This is a genomic window from Variovorax paradoxus NBRC 15149 (assembly GCF_001591365.1).
Lineage (GTDB): Bacteria > Pseudomonadota > Gammaproteobacteria > Burkholderiales > Burkholderiaceae_C > Variovorax > Variovorax paradoxus.
Genome location: NZ_BCUT01000001.1, coordinates 1579205 through 1601220 on the forward strand (window position 1 = coordinate 1579205; position 22016 = coordinate 1601220).

The 22016-nt window shown below is 69.4% G+C and carries 18 protein-coding genes and 1 pseudogene; 13 read left to right on the forward strand and 6 right to left on the reverse strand.

The window, feature by feature from the left end; all coding sequences use genetic code 11:
* Positions 1 to 11 precede the first annotated feature (11 nt).
* The 4 genes from gspF to VPA02S_RS07530 all read left to right on the forward strand — a co-directional run bounded on the left by gspF (position 12) and on the right by VPA02S_RS07530 (position 4799).
* The gene (gspF, locus tag VPA02S_RS07515; protein ID WP_018903572.1) at positions 12 to 1247 is read left to right on the forward strand and encodes a type II secretion system inner membrane protein GspF; all 1236 of its coding nucleotides are present in this window, start codon (positions 12 to 14) and stop codon (positions 1245 to 1247) included.
* 24 nt (positions 1248 to 1271) lie between these two features.
* Positions 1272 to 2171, forward strand: coding sequence for a 5'-nucleotidase (locus VPA02S_RS07520; protein ID WP_012746219.1), 900 nt, complete (start codon positions 1272 to 1274; stop codon positions 2169 to 2171).
* 199 nt (positions 2172 to 2370) lie between these two features.
* Entirely contained in the window at positions 2371 to 2568 is a 198-nt protein-coding gene (locus tag VPA02S_RS07525; RefSeq protein WP_012746218.1) for a hypothetical protein, read from the forward strand.
* Between the two features lie 26 nt (positions 2569 to 2594).
* Positions 2595 to 4799: a phosphocholine-specific phospholipase C gene (locus tag VPA02S_RS07530; protein WP_062363092.1), complete on the forward strand. Its 2205-nt coding sequence runs from the start codon at positions 2595 to 2597 to the stop codon at positions 4797 to 4799.
* Between the two features lie 13 nt (positions 4800 to 4812).
* On the opposite strand, the gene VPA02S_RS07535 is transcribed toward VPA02S_RS07530, so the two are convergent.
* Together VPA02S_RS07535 and VPA02S_RS32290 are read right to left on the reverse strand one after the other, a co-directional pair.
* A complete protein-coding gene (locus VPA02S_RS07535) occupies positions 4813 to 6066 on the reverse strand; it encodes an MFS transporter (protein WP_062363095.1) in 1254 nt (417 codons plus the stop codon).
* 105 nt (positions 6067 to 6171) lie between these two features.
* Entirely contained in the window at positions 6172 to 6306 is a 135-nt protein-coding gene (locus tag VPA02S_RS32290; RefSeq protein ID WP_259347628.1) for a hypothetical protein, read from the reverse strand.
* A gap of 129 nt (positions 6307 to 6435) precedes the next feature.
* Here VPA02S_RS32290 and VPA02S_RS07540 point away from each other — a divergent pair, with 129 nt between their 5' ends.
* Together VPA02S_RS07540 and VPA02S_RS07545 are read left to right on the forward strand one after the other, a co-directional pair.
* Positions 6436 to 6996, forward strand: coding sequence for a phosphonate degradation HD-domain oxygenase (locus VPA02S_RS07540; protein ID WP_028254141.1), 561 nt, complete (start codon positions 6436 to 6438; stop codon positions 6994 to 6996).
* Between the two features lie 105 nt (positions 6997 to 7101).
* Positions 7102 to 8883 (forward strand): ABC transporter ATP-binding protein/permease, encoded by a 1782-nt coding sequence (locus tag VPA02S_RS07545; RefSeq protein ID WP_028254140.1) that lies wholly within the window; start codon positions 7102 to 7104, stop codon positions 8881 to 8883.
* Here the strand turns inward: VPA02S_RS07545 and queC are convergent.
* The gene (gene queC / locus VPA02S_RS07550) at positions 8880 to 9593 is read right to left on the reverse strand and encodes a 7-cyano-7-deazaguanine synthase QueC (RefSeq protein ID WP_028254139.1); all 714 of its coding nucleotides are present in this window, start codon (positions 9591 to 9593) and stop codon (positions 8880 to 8882) included. The genes VPA02S_RS07545 and queC overlap by 4 nt on opposite strands.
* 150 nt (positions 9594 to 9743) lie before the next feature.
* Between queC and VPA02S_RS07555 the strand changes: the two genes are divergently transcribed.
* The gene (locus VPA02S_RS07555; protein ID WP_028253972.1) at positions 9744 to 10850 is read left to right on the forward strand and encodes an acyltransferase family protein; all 1107 of its coding nucleotides are present in this window, start codon (positions 9744 to 9746) and stop codon (positions 10848 to 10850) included.
* A gap of 12 nt (positions 10851 to 10862) precedes the next feature.
* Here VPA02S_RS07555 and VPA02S_RS07560 read toward each other — a convergent pair whose 3' ends face one another.
* Both VPA02S_RS07560 and VPA02S_RS07565 read right to left on the reverse strand, forming a co-directional pair.
* On the reverse strand, positions 10863 to 11339 hold the full coding sequence (locus VPA02S_RS07560; protein WP_028253971.1) for a cyanophycin metabolism-associated DUF1854 family protein: 477 nt from the start codon (positions 11337 to 11339) through the stop codon (positions 10863 to 10865).
* Complete coding sequence (locus VPA02S_RS07565; RefSeq protein ID WP_028253970.1) at positions 11339 to 13621, reverse strand: cyanophycin metabolism-associated ABC transporter; 2283 nt, start codon at positions 13619 to 13621, stop codon at positions 11339 to 11341. Before VPA02S_RS07565 ends, VPA02S_RS07560 begins: the two co-directional genes overlap by 1 nt.
* Positions 13622 to 13760: 139 nt before the next feature.
* On the opposite strand from VPA02S_RS07565, the gene VPA02S_RS07570 reads away from it, so the two are divergent.
* The 5 genes from VPA02S_RS07570 (at position 13761) to VPA02S_RS07590 (ending at position 20195) form a co-directional block, all read left to right on the forward strand.
* Entirely contained in the window at positions 13761 to 16007 is a 2247-nt protein-coding gene (locus VPA02S_RS07570) for a cyanophycin synthetase (protein WP_012746208.1), read from the forward strand.
* 16 nt (positions 16008 to 16023) lie between these two features.
* Positions 16024 to 18591, forward strand: coding sequence for a cyanophycin synthetase (gene cphA, locus VPA02S_RS07575; protein WP_018903581.1), 2568 nt, complete (start codon positions 16024 to 16026; stop codon positions 18589 to 18591).
* Positions 18592 to 18761: 170 nt separating this feature from the next.
* Positions 18762 to 19178: a hypothetical protein gene (locus tag VPA02S_RS07580; protein WP_028253969.1), complete on the forward strand. Its 417-nt coding sequence runs from the start codon at positions 18762 to 18764 to the stop codon at positions 19176 to 19178.
* An 80-nt stretch (positions 19179 to 19258) separates the two neighbouring features.
* Complete coding sequence (locus VPA02S_RS07585) at positions 19259 to 19768, forward strand: hypothetical protein (protein ID WP_028253968.1); 510 nt, start codon at positions 19259 to 19261, stop codon at positions 19766 to 19768.
* 172 nt (positions 19769 to 19940) lie between these two features.
* A complete protein-coding gene (locus VPA02S_RS07590) occupies positions 19941 to 20195 on the forward strand; it encodes a hypothetical protein (protein WP_018903584.1) in 255 nt (84 codons plus the stop codon).
* 25 nt (positions 20196 to 20220) lie between these two features.
* On the opposite strand, the gene VPA02S_RS07595 is transcribed toward VPA02S_RS07590, so the two are convergent.
* Positions 20221 to 21000, reverse strand: a complete 780-nt coding sequence (locus VPA02S_RS07595; RefSeq protein WP_028253967.1) for an SDR family NAD(P)-dependent oxidoreductase — start codon at positions 20998 to 21000, stop codon at positions 20221 to 20223.
* Between the two features lie 120 nt (positions 21001 to 21120).
* Here VPA02S_RS07595 and VPA02S_RS31300 point away from each other — a divergent pair.
* Positions 21121 to 21987, forward strand: a pseudogene (locus VPA02S_RS31300) (LysR family transcriptional regulator); the annotation flags it as partial.
* Between the last annotated feature and the right edge of the window lie 29 nt (positions 21988 to 22016).

Below are 22016 nucleotides of genomic sequence, written 5' to 3' on the forward strand. Positions count from 1 at the left end.
CCGGCACCACCATGCCCGCCTATTCCTTCGAAGCCATCGATGCCAGCGGCCAGTCGCGCGAAGGCGTGCTCGAGGCCGACACCGCGCGCAGTGCCCGCAGCCTGCTGCGCGCGCAGGCGCTCATTCCGCTGTCGGTCACGCCGGTGGGCAGCAGCCATGCCAACGGCACCGGCAATGGCGGCCTGCGCCGCTGGCTGGGCGGCGGCGCCCGGGTCTTCAGCTCCACCGGCCTTTCGGTCTGGACGCGGCAGCTCGCGGGCCTGGTCTCTTCGGGCCTGCCGCTCGAACGCGCGCTGACGGCGCTCACCGACGAAGCCGAGACCGAGCCGCAGCGCAACCTGGTCGCTTCGCTGCGCGCCGAGGTCAACGCGGGCTCGCTCTTCGCGCGTGCGCTCGCGGCCCATCCGCGCGAGTTCTCGCCCATCTACACCGCCGTGATCGGCGCGGGCGAGCAAAGCGGCAACCTCGGCCTCGTGCTCGACCGGCTCGCCGACGACCTCGAGGAGCGGCAGGCGCTGCAGCAGAAGCTCATCGGCGCGGCGCTCTATCCGGCCATCGTCACGCTGGTGGCGATCGTGATCGTGATCTTCCTCGTGAGCTACGTAGTGCCGCAGGTGGCGCAGGTGTTCGCGGGCACCAAGCGCTCGCTGCCCTTCCTCACCACCGTCATGCTGTCGCTGAGCGCGGCGGTGCGCAACTACGGCTGGTGGATGCTGGGCGGCGTGGTGCTGGCCGCCATCGCCGCGCGATTGGCGCTGGCGCAGGAAGCCTTGCGCCTGAAATTCGACGCCGCCTGGCTGCGGCTGCCGCTCGTGGGCAAGCTTGCGCGCGGCTACAACGCGGCGCGCTTTGCCAGCACGCTGGCCATGCTGGCCACTGCCGGCGTGCCGATCCTGCGCGCGCTGCAGGCGGCCTCCGAAACGCTGGGCAACCGCGCCATGCGCGCGGACGCGCTCGACGCGCTGGTGCTGGTGCGCGAAGGCGCGCCGCTGGCCTCGGCGCTGGCGCAGAAAAAACGCTTTCCCGGGCTGGTCTCGATGTTCGCGCGGCTGGGCGAGCAGACCGGCACGCTGCCCCTGATGCTGCAGCGCGCCGCCAACCAGCTGGGCGCCGAAGTGCAGCGCCGCGCCATGCACTTGGCCACCATCCTGGAGCCGCTGCTGATCGTGGCCATGGGCGGCGTGGTGATGCTCATTGTGCTGGCCGTGATGCTGCCTATCATCCAGCTCAACCAGTTCGTCAAGTAAGTCCGCCAGGAAGCACTGCACGCCATGCCCGTCACGCTCGAAGACAAGCTCGTGGTCGCGATCTCGTCGCGCGCGCTGTTCAACCTCGAAGAAGAAAACAGGATCTTCGAGGCCGGCGACAACGAGGGCTACATGAAGCTGCAGCTCGACCGCATCGACGTGCCGGCCGCGCCGGGCATCGCGTACTCGCTGATCCGCAAGCTGCTGCGCTTCAACGACGACGGCGTGCAGCGCGTCGAGGTGGTCATTCTTTCGCGCAACGATCCGGTCTCGGGCATGCGCATCTTCCGCTCGAGCGCGGCGGCCGACATCAAGCTGCAGCGCGGCGTGTTCACGCAGGGGCGTCCGCCCTTCGGCTACCTGCGGCCGCTGCGCGCGCACCTGTTCCTGTCGGTCAACGCGCAGGACGTGCGCGAAGCGCTGGGCGCGGGCTTTCCGGCCGCGCGGGTGCTGGTCGAATCGGTGAAGGCCAGCGATGCCTGGCCGAACGAAGTGCGCATTGCCTTCGACGGCGATGCGGTGCTCTTCAGCGACGAGGCCGAGCGCGTGTTCCAGGCCGAGGGGCTCGATGCCTTCCAGGCGCACGAACTCAGCAAGGCCGACCTGCCGCTGCCCGAAGGCCCCTTCAAGCCGCTGCTGACGGCGCTGCATCGCCTGCAGATGGCGGGCAACGCGCAGATGCGCATCCGCACCGCGCTGGTCACCGCGCGCAGCGCCCCGGCGCACGAGCGCGCGATCCGCACGCTCATGAAGTGGAACATCCGCGTCGACGAGGCGATGTTCCTCGGCGGCCTGCCCAAGGGCGAATTCCTGCGCGAGTTCGAACCCGACTTTTTCTTCGACGACCAGACCGGCCACGTCGATGCCGCGGCGCGCCACGTGCCCGCGGGCCACGTCTCCAGCGGCATCAGCAACGAGCGCTGAGCGCTTGCGCGGCGCGCCCTGCGCCGCAGCCTTGTCATCGCCCGTTCATGGCGATGTAACGCGATCTCCCTAGTCTTGCGGCCTGCCTCTGCGCGGTGCTTCGCGATGCCTTTTCGGCGTTGCGCCTTCGAGCCCGCGCGGCCTTTCTTCAGCGCTCTTCCGGGCGCCCACGCAACGACGACTCCCAAGGAATCCACCCATGCGACTTTCATCCCTGCCTGCGCGGCTCGTTCCCGCGCTGCTCCTGGCCTGCGTCCTTTCCGCCTGCGGCGGCGGCAGCAACGGCGGTGGCGGCTTCTTCGGCGGCCTGCCTGGCGTGGGCACGCCGGCACCGACCACGCCCACCACACCGCCGCCCGACACCGGGACAAAGCCCGAGATGCGCTGCGCGCCCTGAACACCCTCCCACATCCGAACGACACCATGACCTCACGCCGCAGCTTCCTCACAGCCACCGCCACCACCGGCGCCGCCGCGCTCGCGCTCTCGGCCTTTCCGCCGAGCATCCGCCGCGCGCTCGCCATTCCCGCCAACAACAAGACCGGCACCATCAAGGACGTGGAGCACATCGTCATCCTGATGCAGGAGAACCGCTCGTTCGACCACTACTTCGGCACGCTCATGGGCGTGCGCGGCTTCGGCGACCGCTTCACCATTCCGCTGCCGCAGGGCCGCAGCGTCTGGCAGCAGCTCGACGACACCGGCAAGGAAGTGCTGCCCTACCACCTGGACGGCTCCAAGGGCAACGCGCAGCGCGTGGCCGGCACGCCGCACAGCTGGAGCGACGGCCAGGCTGCGTGGGCGGGCGGGCGCATGTACGAATGGGTGCGCTACAAGAAAACGAAGACGGCGCCTTTCACGCAGTCGATGGGCTATCTCGAAGAGGCGGAACTGCCCTTCCAGTTCGCGCTGGCCAACGCCTTCACGCTCTGCGATGCCTACCACTGCAGCATGCACACCGGCACCAATTCGAACCGCATGTTCCTCTGGACCGGCACCAACGGCCCCACCGGCGCGAACGTGGCCACGGTCAACAACGAGTGGGATTCGATCGACAGCTCGGCCAACGGCTACAGCTGGAAGACCTACCCCGAGCGGCTGCAGGAAGCCAAGGTCAGCTGGATCGTCTACCAGAACATGCCCGAGAATTTCGGCGACAACTCGCTGGCCGGCTTCAAGCAGTACCGGCTCGCCAACGAGGCCTCGGGCAAGCCCGTGAGCAACGACGTGGCCTCGCCCGCCTACGACCCGGCCAGCGACGACGCCGGCAATCCGCTCTACAAGGGCATTGCCAACACCATGCCCGACGGCGGCTTTCTCGAGCAGTTCCGCCAGGACATCAGGAACGGCAAGCTGCCCCAGGTGTCGTGGATCGTCGCGCCCGCGACCTATTCGGAGCACCCCGGCCCGTCGAGCCCGGTGCAGGGCGCCTGGTACATCCAGGAAACGCTCGATGCGCTCACTGCCGTGCCCGAGGTGTGGAGCAAGACCGTGCTGTTCATCAACTTCGACGAGAACGACGGCTACTTCGACCACGTTCCTTCGCCGGCCGCGCCTTCGATCGACGCCGGCGGCACGCCCGCAGGCAAGACCACGCTGCCAGTGCAAGCGCTCGCGCCCGAATACTTCAACCATCCGAATCCGCCCGGCACCACCGACCAGCCGCCGCCCGACGGCCGCGTCTACGGCCCCGGCGTGCGCGTGCCGATGTATGTGGTGTCGCCCTGGAGCCGCGGCGGCTGGGTCAACTCGCAGGCCTTCGACCACACCTCGGTGCTGCGCTTCATCGAGACGCGCTTTGGCGTGAAGGAAACCAACATCAGCGATTTCCGCCGCGCGGTGTGCGGCGACCTCACGAGTGCCTTCAACTTCGCCACGCCCAACACGGAAGCGCTGCCCGCGCTGGCGGGGCGCACGACCAAAGCGGACGCCGACAAGCTGCGTGCCGACCAGCAGGCCCTGGCGCAAGTGGCACTGCCGCTCGACCCGCTGCTGCCGCGCCAGGCCACCGGCACGCGGCCCTCGCGCGCGCTGCCCTACGAGCTGCACACGAGCGCCCGTGCCGATGCCATCGGCGGAAAGATCCAGCTGCTGTTCGCGAACACCGGCACCGCCAGCGCCGTGTTCCACGTCTACGACAAGCTCAACCTCGACCGCCTGCCGCGCCGCTACATGGTCGAGCCCGGCAAGACGCTCGACGACACGTGGAACGCGATGCGCGACGACAGCGGCTTCTACGACCTGTGGGTGCTCGGGCCCAACGGCTTTCACCGCCACTTCAAGGGCGACCTGAACGCGCTTCGCGCCGGCGATGCGGCCGTGCCCGAAGTGCGCGTGTGCTACGACATCGCCAACGGCAACGTGTACCTGGAGATGCGCAACGACGGCAAGAGCGCCTGCAAGTTCACCGTGCGTGCCAAGGCCTACCGCAACGACGGTCCGTGGACCGCGACGGTGGAAGGCGGCGCCAAGGCCGAGCTGCACTGGGACCTGGCAGCGAGCGGCGCGTGGTACGACTTTGCCGTGCGATGCGATGCCGACACCAGCTTCGTGCGGCGCTTTGCCGGCCGCGTCGAGACCGGCCGGCATTCGGTGAGCGATCCGGCAATGGGCCTGGCCGATCTCTGACGGCGCGAGAGAGCTACGCCGCGGCGGTGCGAAGCCGCAGATGCCGGACCCTGAACAGCAGCATCGCCGCGATGCTGACGTTCAGCAGGTTCCAGCCGATGCCGTTGAGGAACGCCGCGTGGTAGCTGCCGGTCAGGTCGAACACCTTGCCCGACATCCAGCCGCCCAACGCCATGCCGAACAGCGTGAACATCAGCACCGTGCCCACGCGCGCGCCGGCTTCCTCGGGCGGGAAATGCTCGCGCACGATGATCGCGTAGGACGGCACGATGCCGCCCTGGAACAGCCCGAACAGCGCCGAGATCACATAGAGCGACACCAGCCCGTCGAACGGCAGGAACAGCAGCAGCGCCACGCCCTGCAGCGCGCCGCCGAGCAGCAGCGTGCGCAGCCCGCCGATGCGGTCGCAGATCGCGCCCGACACCAGCCGGCTCACCACGCCGAAGCCCAGCATCAGCGACAGCATCTGCGCGCCCTGCGCCGGGCCGTAGCCGAGGTCGCCGCAGTAGGCCACGATGTGCACCTGCGGCATCGCCATGGCCACGCAGCAGGCCACGCCCGCCACGCACAGCAGGCCCTGTGCGGTGCCCATGCTGAAGCCGAAGGGCCGCGTCATGTCGCGCCGCCGCCCGGCATGGCCCGCATGGCTGGCCGGCGCCGCGGCCACTGCCGGCGGCCGCGCGCGAAAGAAGAGCGCGAGCGCCGCCATTGCCAGGCCGCAAAAGAGGCCCATGCCGATGTAGGTCTGGCGCCAGCCCACCGTCTCGATGAAGTGCTCCGCAATCGGCGGCCCGATGGCGCCTGCCACGTAGTTGCCGCTCGCGCACACCGCCACCGCGATGCCGCGCCGCTTGACGAACCAGAGCGAGGTGTCCGCCACCAGCGGCGCAAAGGCCGCGGCGCTGCCGAGCAGGCCGACCAGCACCGCCTGCGCGAGGGTGAAAGACACGATGCCATCGGCCATGCCGCACGCGACATAACCCACGCCGAGGCTCAGCGCGCCGATCAGCAGGGGCCACATCACGCCGAAGCGATCGGCCAGCCGCCCCATCAGCACGCCGCCCACGCCGAAGCCGAGCATCAGCAGCGTGTAGGGCAGCGAGGCATCGGCGCGCGCGATGCCGAACTCGGCCTGCACGGCCGGCAGCATCACCGAGACCACGTACATGCCACTGCTGCCGACCGTCATGACCAGCAGCGTGAGGCCGAGCCGCAGCATGGCGTAGCGCGAATCCGCCTCGTGGGCGCTTGTCTCGAATGTCTTCATTGTTTTTTGCTCCGCGCCGAGGATACCGCCGGGCGCGGACATGCGAAGGCAAGCGCGCGCAATGCCCGGCGGCGCATGGCCGCCCGCGCGCCCGAGAGGGGCGAATCAGCCCGCGAACGGGACCGGCATCACGACATCGGCCGAAGCCTTCGGCACCGGCACGCCAGGCTTGGGCTTGTCGTTGCAGCCGGCCGCCACCAGGCCGATGCAGAGCAGAAGAACAAGGACTGTGCTTCTCATGCGGCGGATGCTATGCCCGCGGCCTGGCAAGTCAAGTCGGACGCCGCGCCGACCGTGCCGCGCGGCTGCATGGCGCCTCATGGGATTCGTCATGCGGGTGTCATTGCGGTGCGCGAAGCTGCCGGGTCCATGACACTCGACCTCGCCAAAATCGCCCGCCTGTTCGCCGAGCGCGGCGGGGTTGCGTATGCGGGCGAGCCGGTGTCGCAGCTCGAGCATGCGCTGCAGTGCGCATGGCTGGCAGAGCAGGCCGGCGCGGGCGATGCACTGGTCACGGCCTCGCTGCTGCACGATCTCGGCCACCTGCTGATCGCCGAGCACCAGACGCTGCCGCGCTCGCCCACCGAGCTGGGCATCGACGACCGCCACCAGTACATCGCCATGCCGCTCCTGCGCGGCGTCTTCGGCGCCGAGGTGCGCGAGCCGATCCGGCTGCACGTGGACGCCAAGCGCTACCTTTGCGCGACACGGCCCGGCTACTTCTCGCGGCTCTCGGCGGATTCGGTGCGCAGTCTCGCGCTGCAGGGAGGCGTGATGGACGAGGCCGCGGCGCAGCGCTTCGCCGAGCAGCGCTGGGCCGGCGATGCGGTGCGGCTGCGGCTGTGGGACGAGGAAGCGAAGGTGCAGGGACGCGAGACGCCGCCGCTCAAGCACTTCCTGGAAGCAGCGGCGCGGGTCATGCTGCACTGAGCACTTTGCGGGGCGCCGGGCCGGTTCAGTCCCGCTTAAGGAACATTTGACTACCATCGTTTCTTCACGAAGTCCGGCGCACCCGCGCCCAGCGAGGAAACCTGCATGTCTTTATCCGTCACGGCGCGCGCCGCCACGTTCGCCCAGGTAGTGAAGCGCGTCTTCACGCTTGCGGCGCCCTACTTCCGTTCCGAGGAAAAATGGCGCGCCCGCGCGATGCTGCTGGGCATCGTCGCGCTGAACCTGTTCTACGTGTACGTGGCGGTGCTGGGCAACCAGTGGTACGGGCGCTTCTACGACGGGCTGCAGAACAAGGACTCGGCGGTCTTCTGGCGCGAGGTGGGCGTCTTCGGCTGGATCGCCTTCTTCAACATCGCGGTGCAGGTGCTCAAGTTCTATGTGACGCAGCTGCTGCAGCTGCGCTGGCGCACCTGGATGACGCGCGACTACCTGTCGCGCTGGATGGCCGACCGCACCTTCTATCACCTCGAGCTTGCGCGCTACGCGAACAAGGAAGGCCAGGCGCCCGACAACCCCGACCAGCGGATCCAGGAGGACATGCAGATGTTCACCGACTACACGATGACGCTGTCGATGGGCCTCCTGAACGCCGTGGTCACGCTGGTGAGCTTCGTGGGCATTCTCTGGGGGCTGTCGGGCAGCTTCGCGTTCTCGATGGGCGGCAGCAGCTACCAGATCGCGGGGGCGATGGTCTGGCTGGCGGTGGCCTATTGCGTGGTGGGCACGGCCATCACGCACTTCATCGGCCGCCCGCTGATCGGCACCAACTTCCGGCAGCAGCGCTTCGAGGCCGACTTCCGGCACCACCTGGTGCGGGTGCGCGAATACAGCGAGGCCATTGCGCTGGACAAGGGCGAGAAGGTCGAGCACGGCCAGCTCGACCTGCGCTTTGGCAGCGTGCTGCGCAACTACCTGGTGCTGATCAAGCAGCAGAAGAACCTGATCACCTTCACCTCGTTCTTCGGGCAGGCGGCCGTGATCTTCCCGTTCCTGGTGGCCGCGCCGCGCTTCTTCAGCGGCGCCATCCAGCTCGGCCAGCTGATGCAGATCTCGTCGGCCTTCGGCAAGGTGCAGGATTCGCTCAGCTGGTTCGTCGACAACTACGACCGCGTGGCCGTCTGGCGCGCAACCACCGACCGCCTCACCAGCTTCGACGATGCGATGCGCGCACATGCGGCGCGCAGCCAGTCGCTCGAGCGCGACGGTACCGCACCCGCGCTGCAGACCGGCGACCTGACGGTGGCCCTGCCCAACGGCACCTCGCTGCTCGCCGGCGCGGCGCTCGCGGTCCAGCCGGGCGACAGCGTGCTGCTGCAGGGGCCGTCGGGCAGCGGCAAGTCGACCCTGTTCCGCACTTTTGCCGGCATCTGGCCGTTCGCACGCGGCCATGTGAAGGTGCCCGAGGGCGCGGTGTTCATGCCGCAGCGGCCCTACGTGCCGGACGGCACCCTGCGCAATGCGCTGACCTATCCGAATCCGGCCGAGAACTACAGCGATGCCGAGCTGCGCCAGGCGCTGGCCGATGCGCTGCTGCCCAACCTCGTGGACCGCCTCGACGACAGCGATGCCTGGAGCCAGAAGCTTTCGGGCGGCGAGCAGCAGCGGCTGTCGATCGCGCGTGTGCTGCTGAAGAAGCCGTCGTGGCTCTTTGCCGACGAGATCACCAGCGCACTCGATGCCGAGGCCGAGGGCGTGCTCTACAAGCGGCTCTCCGACCGGGTGAAGGCCGCGGGCGGCGCCATGGTGTCGATCGCGCACCGCGCGGCGGTCGGCGACTTCCACAACCAGCGCTGGACGCTGGTGCCCCAGCCCGAAGGCGCACCGGCGGGCGGCGCGCGCTACCGGCTGGAGACTGCGGCCACCTAGACCTGCTGGGGGCGCGAGGCGTAGCGCTCCCAGCCCTTCTTGCGCAGCTCGCAGGCCGGGCACTCGCCGCAGCCGTAGCCCCAGGCCTGGCGATGTTCGCGGTCGCCGAGGTAGCAGGTGTGGGTTTCTTCCACGATCAGCTCGACCAGCGGCTCGCCGCCCAGGCGATGCGCCATCTGCCAGGTCTCGGCCTTGTCGATCCACATCAGCGGCGTCTCGATCACCAGGCGGCGCTCCAGCCCGAGCGAGAGCGCGAGCTGCATGGCCTTCATGGTGTCGTCGCGGCAGTCGGGGTAGCCCGAGAAGTCGGTCTCGCAGACGCCGGTGACGATCACCTGCAGCCCGCGCCGGTAGGCCAGCGCGCCGGCCAGCGTGAGGAACAGCAGGTTGCGCCCCGGCACGAAGGTGTTGGGCAGGCCGTCGGCCTGCATTTCAAAGGCCACCTCCTCGGTGAGCGAGGAGCCGCCGAGCTGGGCCAGCGCGGCCAGCGTGAGCACGTGGTCCTCGCCCAGGCGCGGCGCCCAGTCGGGGAAGCGCTCGCGCATCCTGGCAAGGATGGTGCCGCGCACGTCGAGCTCGATGCGGTGCCGCTGGCCATAGTCGAAGCCCAGCGTCTCGACGCGCTGGTACTTGGACAGCGCGTCCGCAAGGCAGGTGGTCGAATCCTGGCCGCCGGAGAACAGGACGAGGGCGGTGGTGTGCAGGGGCATGTCCGTCTCTTCAAAACCGCGATTTTCGCAGCCTTGGCGGCGCAACGTGGCGCCGCACCAACAGCCGCGGCCGTCCGGCCCTGCCGATGCACCACCAAAGTGCTATCTCGGGCAGAATCCGCGCGATTCGAAGGAGAGGCAACGCACAACATGCGCGAACAAGGGTCGATCCACGGCCTCGGCGATTACCTGGAGACCCGCAATTTCGCAGCGCTCGATGGGCTGCGGGCGGTGGCCGTCTTTCTTGTCTTCGGGTTCCACTTCGGCGGTCCGCGCTGGGACAAGTTCTCGGGCTGGCTCGGCGTGCATGCCTTCTTCGTGCTCTCCGGCTTCCTGATCACCACGCTGCTGCTGCGCGAGCGCGATGCCACCGGCACGGTGTCGCTCAAGGCCTTCTACATCCGGCGCGCGGCCCGGATCCTGCCGCTCTATTTTCTGGTCTACCTGCTGGTGCTCGCGCTGAGCTACCTCGCCCAGGGCGCGGCCTGGGAGCAGATGAAGGCGGCCACGCCCTACTACCTCACGCTGCTGAACGAGTTTGCCGGCTTCGCGCCGCTGCAGATGACCTGGACGCTGGGCGTCGAGTGGAAGTACTACCTGGTGTGGCCGGCGCTGTTCACGCTGTTCGGTTCCACCGCCGCCTCGCGCTTCGGGACCGCTGCATGCAGCCTCGCGCTGCTGGTTGCCGTCTGGATGACCGGTGCCCACCCGGCCGGATTCTCGCCCTGGCACTACCTTGGCATGCTGGTGGGCTCGATGGTGGCGATCGCGATGCACACGCGCCGGACCTTCGCATGGATGCGCGGCCTCATGACGCAGACGGCCGCCATCGCGATCGCGCTCGCCCTGTTCCTGGTGCACCGCAAGTCGCTCACGATCAGCGCGCGCTTCGGCGAGCCGCAGCTGATTGCCGTGTACGTGGTGCTGGTGGGCCTGTGGCTGCCTTCGCTGGTTGCGGCGGACAGCTGGCTGCGCAGGCTTCTTTCGTCGCGCTTCATGCTGTTCGTGGGGCGCCGCTCGTACGCGATGTACCTGGTGCAGTACCTCGCGGCGCAGGCCGTGATCGGCATCTCGCCCACCACGGTGGCGGGGGCGACGCTGCTGTTCGCGTCCTTCGGCGTGGCACTGCTTGTCTCCGACTTTCTCTACCGCCGGTTCGAGAAGCCGATCACCGACTGGGGCCACCGGCAGGCCCGGGCGGCCACCCAGCCGGCGCCTGCCTTGCCGGCCGCATCGGGCGGCGCCGCGTCGGCCTGAACGCGCGGCGGTCTAGAGAAAGCGCTCCAGCAGCTTGCGCGAGGCGCGGTCGAGCGCCTTCACGTCGGGAATGCGGAACTGCACGCCGTGCGCGCTGGCAATCAGCAGTGCGCCGCCTTCGAGCCGGCGGATGTCTTCCTCGGCCTTGAGCACGAAGCTGGTGTCACCGCGGTCGGTGCTCACGGTCCAGGTGCTGGGCACGCCGAAGCTCGACACGCCATGCAACTTGAGCAGCGTGGGTGCAAAGTCGCGCACCGCGAGCTCCTGTTCGAGCAGCGCGCGCGCCGCCGCCGGCAGGGCCTCGAGGCGGTCGATCCAGACCAGCTCGCGGCCTTCGCTGCCGACCAGCGACACGCCCTCGCCGGGCGCGCTGAGCGGAAAGGCGCGCACAGGCGTCACGCCCACGTGGCGCTCGCCCTCGGCATCGGTCAGCACCAGGCGGCCGAAGGCATCGCGCTCGAGGTCGAAAGTGGGAATGGTGTCGTTCATCATGCGTCTCCGGCGGGATGGGCCGCATGGCTGATGACCAGGGGCAGCTGCGCGCCGGCGCGTTCGTCGACGGCGCCTTCGCTCGCCTCCTCGTCGGCCTGGCGCAGCTGCGCCTGGTAGAGCCGCCAGTAGGCGCCCTGCTTCTCCATCAGGGCGTCGTGCGGACCGACCTCGACCACCTCGCCGCGGTCCATGACCACCAGCCGGTCGGCCTTGCGCAGCGTCGAGAGGCGGTGCGCAATGGCGATGGTGGTGCGGCCCTGCACGAGGTTGTCGAGCGCCTTCTGGATTTCCTTCTCGGTCTCGGTGTCCACGGCCGAGGTGGCCTCGTCAAGGATCAGGATGCGCGGGTCGATGAGCAGCGCGCGCGCAATGCTGATGCGCTGCCGCTCGCCGCCCGACAGGCCCTGGCCGCGCTCGCCCACCAGCGAGTCGTAGCCGTGCGGCAGGCGCAGGATGAAGTCGTGCGCATGCGCGGCGCGCGCGGCGGCCACCACTTCGGCGCGTGTGGCGTCGGGCTTGCCGTAGGCGATGTTCTGCGCGATGGTGCCGAAGAACAGGAACGGCTCCTGCAGCACCAGCCCCACGTGGCGCCGGTAGTCGGCCACGGCAAAGCGGCGGATGTCGGTGCCGTCGACCTTGATGGCGCCGTCGGTCACGTCGTAGAAGCGGCAAATCAGGTTGACCAGCGTGCTCTTGCCCGAGCCGCTGTGGCCCACCAGGCCGATCATCTCGCCGGGCTCGATGGTCAGGTCGAGGTCGTGGATCACGGCGCGCGAGCCGTAGCGAAAGCCCAGCCCGCTCATCTCGATGCGGCCCTGCACGCGCTCGATCTTCACCGGGTTGGCGGGCTCGGGCACGTTGCTCACGTGGTCCAGGATGTCGAAGATGCGCTTGGCGCCGGCCGCCGCCTTCTGCGTGACCGAGACGATGCGGCTCATCGAATCGAGCCGCGTGTAGAAGCGGCCGATGTAGGCAATGAAGGCCGTGAGCACACCCACCGTGATGCTGCCGCGCGCCACCTGCCAGATGCCGAAGCCCCAGACCACGAGCAGGCCGATCTCGGTCAGCAGCGAGACGGTGGGCGTGAACAGCGACCAGGTGCGGTTGAGCTTGTCGTTGACCTGCAGGTTGTAGGCGTTGGCCACGCGGAAGCGCTCGGCTTCGCGGCGCTCCTGCGCAAAGGCCTTGACCACGCGGATGCCCGGGATGGTGTCGGCCAGCACGTTGGTCACCTCGGACCACACGCGGTCGATCTTCTCGAAGCCGGTGCGCAGCCGGTCGCGCACCACGTGGATCATCCAGGCGATGAAGGGCAGCGGCACCAGCGTGACCACGGCCAGCAGCGGGTTGATGGAAACCAGGATGACCGCGGTCATCACGATCATCAGCACGTCGTTCGCAAAGTCGAGCGCGTGCAGCGAGAGGAACACGTTGATGCGGTCGGTTTCCGAGCCGATGCGCGCCATCAGGTCGCCGGTGCGCTTGCCGCCGAAATAGTCGAGCGGCAGCGTGAGCAGGTGCTCGTAGGTGGTGGTGCGCAGGTCGGCGCCGATGCGCTCGGACACCAGCGCCAGCAGGTAGGTGCGCGCCCAGCCCAGGCCCCAGCCGACCAGCGCCGCGCCCAGCAGCCCGCTCAGGTAGAGCCCGACGCGCGCCGGGTCGATCTTCTGCCCGTTCTGGAACGGAATCAGGATGTCGTCCATCAGCGGGATGGTCAGGTAGGGCGGCACCAGCGTCGCGGCCGTGGAGACCAGCGTCAGCAGGAAGCCTGCGATCAGCTGCTTGCGGTAGGGCTTGGCGAAGCGGCCGAGCCGCAGCAGCACCCAGGTGGAGGGCGGTGCCTGGAGCTCGGCGTCGGGCAGGGCCAGGTCGTCGCCGTCGGGCTCGGCTGTCGCCTCGGCGACAGTGCCGTTCTCGCGCTGGCCGAAGAGCTTGAGTAGCCGCAGCGCGGCCGGCTGGCTCGCCAGCGTGTAGCGCCAGCGCGCAAGGCGCCCTTCGGCACCCACCAGATCGAGCGTTCCAACGCCCGAATGGTCGCTCAAATGCAAACGGAGGGCCGAATCTGATAGTGTCCACTCACACCACTGGCCATCCGGTTGCAGCGCCAGCAGCCGCCGGTCGGTGAGGGCCACGAGCCCAAAGGTAAACAGAAGTTCATCGTCAAGGTCAACCGGCAGTGTGACCAGAACGTTTTCCGCGGCTGCGAGCCGGCTTTTCAGCGCGTCTGAGGCCGCCTCGATTTCGCCCTCCCGGGTGCCGACTGGATCGTGATGTTGCATTGTGTTTCTTTGACTCTTGCCCGTCGCGGGCCGCAGGGACCGCGCCATGGCGTCCTTTGTCGGGCGCCGATTCTGACCGATTGCCATGGGCGCGCTTGAAGGCGCCGCGGTGCTCGGCCAAAGCACATCGAACGTTTGCATGACCCGTTTCGACGACATCCGCCTGCTGCGCATCAACTATTTGCGCGGTCCGAACCTCTGGACCTACCGGCCCGTGCTGGAAGTCTGGCTCGACCTGGGCCAGCTGGAGGACTACCCCTCCAACAAGATCGACGGCTTTACCGACCGGCTCACGGCGCTGCTGCCGGCGCTCATCGAGCACCACTGCGGCGTGGGCGAGCGCGGCGGCTTCATCCAGCGGCTGACCGAAGGCACCTGGTCGGGCCACGTGCTGGAGCACGTGGTGATCGAGCTGCTGAACCTGGCCGGCATGCCGACCGGCTTCGGGCAGACCCGCAGCACCTCGGAGCACGGCGTCTACCGCATGGTGTTCCGCGCGCGCGACGAGCAGGTGGCCCGCGTGGCGCTGGCCCAGGGCCACCGCCTGCTGATGGCGGCGATCAACAACGATCCCTTCACCGCAGACGACGTGCAGAAGGCGGTCGATGCGGTCAAGGCCAAGGTCGAGGACTGCTACCTCGGCCCGAGCACCGCGGCCATCGTGTCCGCCGCCACCGACCGCGGCATTCCGCACATCCGGCTCAACAGCGGCAACCTGGTGCAGCTGGGCTATGGCGCCAACCAGCAGCGTATCTGGACCGCCGAGACCGACTACACCAGCGCCATCGGCGAATCGATCGCGAGCGACAAGGAGCTGACCAAGTCGCTGCTCGCGAGCTGCGGCGTGCCGGTGCCCGAGGGCCAGGTGGTGGCCAGCGCCGAGGAAGCCTGGGAAGCGGCCGAGGACATCGGCCTGCCGGTGGTCGTGAAGCCCTCGGACGCCAACCACGGCCGCGGCGTGTCGCTCGAGCTGACCACGCGCGACGAAGTCATGGCCGCCTTCGCGGTGGCCGAGCCCGAAGGCAGCGACGTGATGGTCGAGCGCTTCATCCGCGGCCACGAACACCGCCTGCTGGTGGTGGGCGGCGAGGTGGTGGCGGCCGCGCGCGGCGAGATCATCACCGTGACCGGCGACGGCAAGAGCACCGTGGCCGAGCTGATCGACAAGCAGCTCAACAGCGATCCGCGCCGCGGCGCCGAAGAGGAATACCCGCTCGACCTGATCGTGCTGGACACCGACGCCAAGCTGCAGCTCGAACTCAAGCGCCAGGAGCTCGACGGCGCCTCGGTGCCGGCGGCCGGCCGCGTGGTTACGATCCAGCGCAACGGCAACATGGCCAACGACTGCACCGACCAGGTCCATCCTGAAGTCGCGCATGCCGCCGTGCTGGCCGCACGCGTGGTGGGCCTGGACATCGCGGGCATCGACCTGGTGGCACTGGACATCGGCAAGCCGCTCGGCCCGCAGCGCGGCGCCATCGTCGAAGTGAATGCCGGCCCCGGCCTCTTGATGCACCTGAAGCCGGCCGTCGGCTCGCCGCGCCCGGTGGGCCGCGCGATCTGCGACCACCTGTTCCCGGGCGATGCGCCGGGCCGCATCCCCGTGATCGGCGTGGCCGGCTCGCGCGACACCGCGGTGCTCGCGCGCCTGGTCGCCTGGCTCATCAACCTGGGCGGGCGCCACACGGGCCTGGCCTGCCGCGACGGCCTGTTCCTGGAGCGCCGCCGCGTCGATGCGCGCGACAGCGCCAACTGGGAAGCCGGCCGCCGCCTGCTGGTGAACCGCGCGGTGGAAGCCGTGGTGATCGAGAACGGCGCCGAGACCATCCTGCGCGACGGCCTGGCCTACGACCGCTGCGAGCTCGGCATCGTGACCGACCTCGAAGGCGCCGAGGCGCTGGCCGACTACGACATCACCGAGAGCGACCAGATGGTCAAGGTGCTGCGCACGCAGGTCGACGTGGTGCTGGGCGAAGGCACCGCGGTGCTCAACGCGGGCGATCCGCGCGTGGCGGGCCTGGCCCCGCTGTGCGACGGCGCCGTCATTCTCTATGCGGCCGACCCGCAGGCTGCCGCGCTCACCGCGCACCAGGCCGCCGGCGGCAAGGCCGTGCTGGTGCGGCAGGACCGCGTGGTGCTGGCCAACGGCAGCAGCGAATCCTTCCTGCCCGGCCTCGGCCGCCTGACCGTCTGGCGCGCCACGCACGCGGGCGTGAGCCTGGAGAGCGTGCTGGCCGCGGTGGCCGCGGCCTGGGCGCTGGGCATTCCGCTGAACCTCATCGGCGCCGGCGTCGAGGCCTTCGAGGCCGACCTGCAGGCGGCGCTGGCCTCGCTGCAGCTTTCGCAGACACAGCCGCTTTCGTCCCCCCAACTGCAACTCGCCTGAAGCGCACCGCCGCCCCATGAAAGTCACCCGTATCCGCGCCTTGCGCGGCCCCAACCTCTGGAGCCGCCACACCGCCATCGAAGCGGTGGTTGCCTGCGAAGGCGACGAGAACGCCATCAGCCGCCTGCCGGGCTTCGAAGCACGCCTGCGCGCGCTGTTCCCCCACATCGGCGAGCTGCATCCGATGGTGCTGGGCCAGCCGATGGCCCTGGCGCACGTGCTCGAGAACGCGGCCGTGGCGCTGCAGGCCCAGGCCGGCTGCGCGGTCAACTTCGGCCACACCTCGCCCACGGTGGAAGAAGGCGTCTACCAGGTCGTGTTCCAGTACAGCGAAGAGGCCGTGGGCCGGCGCGCCATCGAACTGGCCGAACAGCTGATCGCGGCCGCGCAGGCCGACACCGCCTTCGACGCCGCCGCCGCCATCACCGAGCTGCGCGACCTCGACGAGTCCGAGCGCCTGGGCCCGAGCACCGGCTCCATCGTCGATGCCGCCGTGGCGCGCGGCATTCCCTACCGCCGGCTCACCAGCGGCAGCCTGGTGCAGTTCGGCTGGGGCTCCAAGCAGCGCCGCATCCAGGCGGCCGAGGTCGACAGCACCAGCGGCGTGGCCGAATCGATCGCGCAGGACAAGGAACTCACCAAGCAGTTGCTCAACGCGGCCGGCGTGCCGGTGCCGCTGGGCCGCCCGGTTTCGGATGCGCAGGACGGCTGGGCCGCGGCCGTGGAGATCGGCCTGCCCGTGGTGGTGAAGCCGCAGGACGGCAACCAGGGCAAGGGCGTCACGGTCAACATCACGACCCAGGAGCAGCTCACCGCCGCCTACGATTCGGCCGCCGCCTATGGCGAGGTCATGGTCGAGAAATTCCTGCCGGGCTTCGACTTCCGCCTGCTGGTGGTGGGCGACCGCCTGGTGGCCGCCGCGCGGCGCGATCCGCCGCACGTGATCGGCGACGGCAGCGCCACCGTGCGCCAGCTGATCGACGCCGTGAACCTCGACCCGCGGCGCGGCGAAGGCCATGCCACCTCGCTCACCAAGATCCGCCTGGACGACATCGCCATCGGCCGCCTCGAGGCCCAGGGCCTCATGCCCGACAGCGTGCCCGCGCGCGGCCAGCGCGTGGTACTGCGCAACAATGCCAACCTGTCCACCGGCGGCACCGCCACCGACGTGACCGACACCGTGCACCCCGAAGTGGCCGCGCGCGCGGTCGATGCGGCGCAGATGGTCGGCCTGCACATCTGCGGCGTCGACATGGTCTGCGAGAACGTGCTGCGCCCGCTCGAGGAACAGCACGGCGGCGTGGTCGAGGTCAATGCCGCGCCCGGCCTGCGCATGCACATCTCGCCCTCGTTCGGCCGCGGCCGCGCGGTGGGCGAAGCCGTCATGGACACGCTGTTCGCGCATGGCGACGACGGCCGCATTCCGGTGGTGGCCGTGACCGGCACCAACGGCAAGACCACCACGGCGCGCCTCATCAACCACCTGCTCGCATCCAGCGGCCTGCGCACCGGCATGACCAACACCGACGGCGTGTACGTCGACGGCCGCCAGACCGACAGCGGCGACTGCAGCGGCCCCAAGAGCGCGCGCAACGTGCTCATGCACCCCGACGTGGATGCGGCCGTGTTCGAAGTGGCGCGCGGCGGCGTGCTGCGCGAAGGCCTCGGCTTCGACCGCTGCCAGGTGGCCGTGGTCACCAACATCGGCAGCGGCGACCACCTGGGCCTGAACTACATCACCACCGTCGAAGACCTCGCGGTGCTCAAGCGCGTGATCGTGCGCAACGTCGCGCCCGACGGCTACGCGGTGCTCAATGCCGCCGACGTCAACGTCGCCGCCATGGCCGCCGGCTGCCCGGGCCACGTGATCTTCTTCACCGCCGACCGCCAGCACCCCGTGATGGCCACGCACCGCGCGCAGGGCAAGCGCACCGTCTACGTCGACCAGGACACGCTGGTCGCGGCCGAAGGCTCCTGGCGCGAGCGCATCGCGCTGCGCGACGTGCCCATCACGCGCGGCGGCACCATCGGCTTCCAGGTCGACAACGTGATGGCGGCCGTGGCCGCCGCATGGGCCGTGGGCCTGGACTGGGACACCATCCGCAGCGGCCTCGCGAGCTTCCTGAACGACGCGGCCGGCGTGCCGGGGCGCTTCAACGTCATGGACTACCGCGGCGCCACCGTGATCGCCGACTACGGCCACAACACCGACGCCATGCGCGCGCTGGTCTCGGCCGTGGACACCATGCCGGCCAACAAGCGCTCGGTGGTGATCAGCGGCGCGGGCGACCGGCGCGATTCCGACATCCGCGACCAGACCGCCATCCTCGGCCAGGCCTTCGACGACGTGATCCTCTACCAGGACGCGGCCCAGCGCGGCCGTGCCGACGGCGAGGTGATGGCGCTGCTGCGCCAGGGCCTGCAGGGCGCGGCGCGCACGCGCTACATCGACGAGATCCGCGGCGAGTTCGTCGCCATCGACACCGCGCTTGCGCGGCTGCAGCCGGGCGACCTGTCGCTGATCCTGGTCGACCAGGTCGAGGAAGCGCTCGCGCACCTGGCGCAGCGCATCGCGGCGGGCTGACCCGCACCGGGCCGGCCGCGCGCCGGCCCATGCCGGACACGTCCCACACGCAAGGGCGAGTCCGGCCGGGGCTGCTGTCTGTGCCGTCCCACACCCCGCACGGCCTGCACCGGACCACACTGCGTGTCCGGTCGCGCTTTCGGAGGGCGCGCCTCAACCAGGAGCACCCGATGACAACAACAGTTCGTTCCACCCTTTGTGCTGCCGCGCTTCTTGCAGCAAGCGGCCTGCTTTTTTCCGGCGCATCACAAGCGCAGGCGCCCGGCACGGCCGCACGTGCGCAGCAGGAGCGCGCCACCTGCGACGGCGTGCAGCAGGACCGCGCGGCCTGCCTGCGCGAAGCCGGCGCCGCGCGCCAGGAAGCGGGCCGCAACGGCCTCACGAGCGCGAGCCCCGGCCGCTACGACGCCAATGCCATGGCGCGCTGCCGCGAACAGCCCGCGGCCGACCGCGCCGACTGCGAGGCGCGCCTGCAGGGCGGCGCACGCACCAGCACCGAAGGCAGCGTGATGGGCGGCGGCGTCATCCGCGAAACAGTGACACCGCTGCCGGCACAGCCGGTACAGCCGGCCGCACCCGCGCGCTGACCGGCAGGGGCCGCAAGGAACCCGGCGCGGCCCGACTTGTCCAACAGTTTCATGTTTCAGGTCACTCCAAGGAGCACCCCATGAACAGCACCACCCGTTCGATGATTGCCGCCCTGATTGCCGTGGGCGGCCTGGCCGCCGCCACCTCGGCCTCGGCCCAGCCGCGCCGCGGCGATTCCACCTACCAGCAGGAACTCGCGGTCTGCGGCCACAACCAGCAGGACCGCGCGGCCTGCATCCGCGAGGCCGGCGCCGCACGCCAGGAAGCCGCACGCGGCGGCCTGACCAGCGCGCCCGACTACCAGCGCAACGCCCTCGCGCGCTGCGGGCTCCAGCCACCGGCCGACCGCGCCGACTGCGAGGCCCGCGTGATGGGCGGCAGCGGCAACACCCGCGGCAATGTGGATGGCAGCGTGATGGGCGGCGGCGTGATCCGCGAATCGGTCACCACCGTCGTCATGCCGGCACCCGCCGCCGCGATGCCGGCGCCGATGCCCGCGCCTTCGCGGGTCCCGCCGCCGGCCATTGCGCCCATCGCGCCGATGGAGCCGGCGCCGATGCCGGCTCCCATGCCGGCACCGATGCGCTGAAGCGCTGAAGCACGCGATCCAGCGGCGTCCCCGCCGCCCGCACCGGGCGGCGGTGGATGCATGCGCCATGCCCGTCAAGGGCAATGACCTTCGCATGTCACACGACTGTCATAAAGCACGAGGGCGTGCTAGCTATAGTTCTCGGTCTCTGCCTACCGAGGAACACTATCCCATGAATGCCATCAAGGTCGCTCGCCGATTCATAGAAACGGACCCGGCCAACGAGTCGTCCAAAATCCTGGCGCAGCTCGTGTTGGCGCTCGAATCCGAACGCAGCTTCGAGCTGGTCACGCTCTACAGCCTCGACTACAAGAGCTTCGAGCTCGCCATGGACATCCTGAAGGAATGGCGGCTCGACCGCTACTACGCGAGCAAGTCGAAGCTGTTCGACCTGTCCCTGCAAGTGAGCGAGCTCGAGAAGAGCTGAGCCCCAAGCGGCCGGGGCTGCGCGCTCAGACCAGCATCCCTCCGGAAGCTTCGATGCGCTGGGCATTCACCCAGCGACTGCCCTCCCCCAACAAGAGCGCGATCACTCCGCCGATATCGTCGGGCTGGCCCGCGCGTCCGAGCGCGGTGAAACCGGCCACCATCGCGTTCACCTGCGGGTTGTCGCGCACCATGCCTCCACTGAAGTCGGTTTCGATCGCACCCGGCGCGATCGTGTTGGCCGCAATGCCGCGCGCGCCGAGTTCCTTCGCGAGGTAGCGTGTGAGCGTTTCCACGCCGCCCTTCATCGCGGCATAGGCGGATGCACCGGCGATCGAGAACCGGGTGAGCCCCGACGATACGTTGACGATGCGTCCGCCGTCGTTGATGAGCGGCAGCAGCTTCTGCGTGAGGAAGTACGGCCCCTTCAAGTGCACGTTGAAGAGCATGTCGAACTGGGCTTCCGTCGTGTCCTCGAAGTTCGCGTGCAGGCCCACGCCGGCGTTGTTCACCAGGAAGTCGAAGCGCTCGCGCTGCCAGGTGGCAGCCAGCGCCGCCTTCACCGAATCCGCGAATGCGGCGAAGGTCGTGCTGTCCCCGACATCGAGCCTGAGGGCGACGGCGCGGCGCCCCTTCGCCTCGATCTGCGCCACCACCGCCTGCGCGCTGGCGTCGTTCGACACGTAGGTGAGGATCACGTCGACGCCATCGGCGGCGAGCGCCAGCGCGGCGCTGCGGCCGAGGCCGCGGCTGCCGCCGGTGACGAGTGCGATGCGCAAGGGGTTGGCGGTTGTGGAAGCTGTCATTTCAAAGTCCTTGGTGGGTTGATCGATGAGTCGATGGGTGGACTTTAAAAATTACCGTCAGAAAGATAAATTCCGGGAAACTGCGCACACTGTCAACCAAAAAGGAAACAATCCTCGGCCATGAACACCGATGAATTGCGCATCTTCTCGAGGGTGGCCGAGCTCGCGAGCTTCAGCCGTGCTGCGGACCAGCTCGGCCTGACCCGCGCGCGCGTCTCGGTGGCCGTGCAGCAGCTCGAGGAGCGGCTGGGCACGCGGCTGCTGCAGCGCACCACGCGCAGCGTGCGGCTCACCGAGGACGGGGCGCGCTTCCTCGACCGCTGCAAGGACTACCTGGCCGAGGGCGAGCAGCTCGCCACCATGTTCCGTTCGCACGCCGGCGGCCTCACGGGTCGGCTGCGCGTCGACCTGCCGAACGCCATCGCGCGCGACCTCGTCATTCCGCGCCTGCCCGAATTCCTCGCGCGGCATCCCGCGCTCGAAGTCGGCATCAGCACCTCGGACCGCCGTGTCGACCTGGTGCACGAAGGCTTCGACTGCGTGCTGCGCGTGGGCATGCTCGGGGATTCGGAACTCGTCGCGCGGCCGCTCGGTGCACTGCGCATGGCCAATGCGGCGAGCCCCGGCTACCTGCGCGCGCACGGCACGCCCCGCACGCTCGACGACCTGGCGCAGCACCAGGTCGTTCATTTCGCGCAGACGCTCGCCTCCAGCGACGCAGGCTGGGAGTACCTCGACCCCGCCGATGGCGTGTACAGGACATGGCCCGTGGCGGCGACCGTCACGGTGAACGGCACCGACGCCTACCAGGCGGCCGCGCGGGCCGGCCTGGGCCTGATCCAGGCGCCGTTCGCGGGCCTGGAAGCGAGCCTGGCCGCGGGCGGGCTGGTGCAGGTGATGCCGGAGTTCAGCGCGCGCCCGATGCCGGTTTCGCTGCTCTATGCCAACCGGCGCCAGCTCGCACCGCGCGTGCTGGCCGTGATGGACTGGCTGACCGAGATCGTCGCGCCCTACTT

What these genes read in the sequence shown, in the direction of transcription:
- VPA02S_RS32290 (WP_259347628.1), bottom strand. Translation starts at nt 6,306, where the DNA reads ATGAGAAGCACAGTCCTTGTTCTTCTGCTCTGCATCGGCCTGGTGGCG.
- VPA02S_RS07560 (WP_028253971.1), bottom strand. Translation starts at nt 11,339, where the DNA reads ATGAACGACACCATTCCCACTTTCGACCTCGAGCGCGATGCCTTCGGC.
- gspF (WP_018903572.1), top strand. Translation starts at nt 12, where the DNA reads ATGCCCGCCTATTCCTTCGAAGCCATCGATGCCAGCGGCCAGTCGCGC.
- VPA02S_RS07540 (WP_028254141.1), top strand. Translation starts at nt 6,436, where the DNA reads ATGACACTCGACCTCGCCAAAATCGCCCGCCTGTTCGCCGAGCGCGGC.
- VPA02S_RS07535 (WP_062363095.1), bottom strand. Translation starts at nt 6,066, where the DNA reads ATGAAGACATTCGAGACAAGCGCCCACGAGGCGGATTCGCGCTACGCC.
- VPA02S_RS07570 (WP_012746208.1), top strand. Translation starts at nt 13,761, where the DNA reads ATGACCCGTTTCGACGACATCCGCCTGCTGCGCATCAACTATTTGCGC.
- VPA02S_RS07530 (WP_062363092.1), top strand. Translation starts at nt 2,595, where the DNA reads ATGACCTCACGCCGCAGCTTCCTCACAGCCACCGCCACCACCGGCGCC.
- queC (WP_028254139.1), bottom strand. Translation starts at nt 9,593, where the DNA reads ATGCCCCTGCACACCACCGCCCTCGTCCTGTTCTCCGGCGGCCAGGAT.
- VPA02S_RS07590 (WP_018903584.1), top strand. Translation starts at nt 19,941, where the DNA reads ATGAATGCCATCAAGGTCGCTCGCCGATTCATAGAAACGGACCCGGCC.
- VPA02S_RS07545 (WP_028254140.1), top strand. Translation starts at nt 7,102, where the DNA reads ATGTCTTTATCCGTCACGGCGCGCGCCGCCACGTTCGCCCAGGTAGTG.
- VPA02S_RS07520 (WP_012746219.1), top strand. Translation starts at nt 1,272, where the DNA reads ATGCCCGTCACGCTCGAAGACAAGCTCGTGGTCGCGATCTCGTCGCGC.
- VPA02S_RS07525 (WP_012746218.1), top strand. Translation starts at nt 2,371, where the DNA reads ATGCGACTTTCATCCCTGCCTGCGCGGCTCGTTCCCGCGCTGCTCCTG.
- VPA02S_RS07585 (WP_028253968.1), top strand. Translation starts at nt 19,259, where the DNA reads ATGAACAGCACCACCCGTTCGATGATTGCCGCCCTGATTGCCGTGGGC.
- VPA02S_RS07555 (WP_028253972.1), top strand. Translation starts at nt 9,744, where the DNA reads ATGCGCGAACAAGGGTCGATCCACGGCCTCGGCGATTACCTGGAGACC.
- cphA (WP_018903581.1), top strand. Translation starts at nt 16,024, where the DNA reads ATGAAAGTCACCCGTATCCGCGCCTTGCGCGGCCCCAACCTCTGGAGC.
- VPA02S_RS07580 (WP_028253969.1), top strand. Translation starts at nt 18,762, where the DNA reads ATGACAACAACAGTTCGTTCCACCCTTTGTGCTGCCGCGCTTCTTGCA.
- VPA02S_RS07595 (WP_028253967.1), bottom strand. Translation starts at nt 21,000, where the DNA reads ATGACAGCTTCCACAACCGCCAACCCCTTGCGCATCGCACTCGTCACC.
- VPA02S_RS07565 (WP_028253970.1), bottom strand. Translation starts at nt 13,621, where the DNA reads ATGCAACATCACGATCCAGTCGGCACCCGGGAGGGCGAAATCGAGGCG.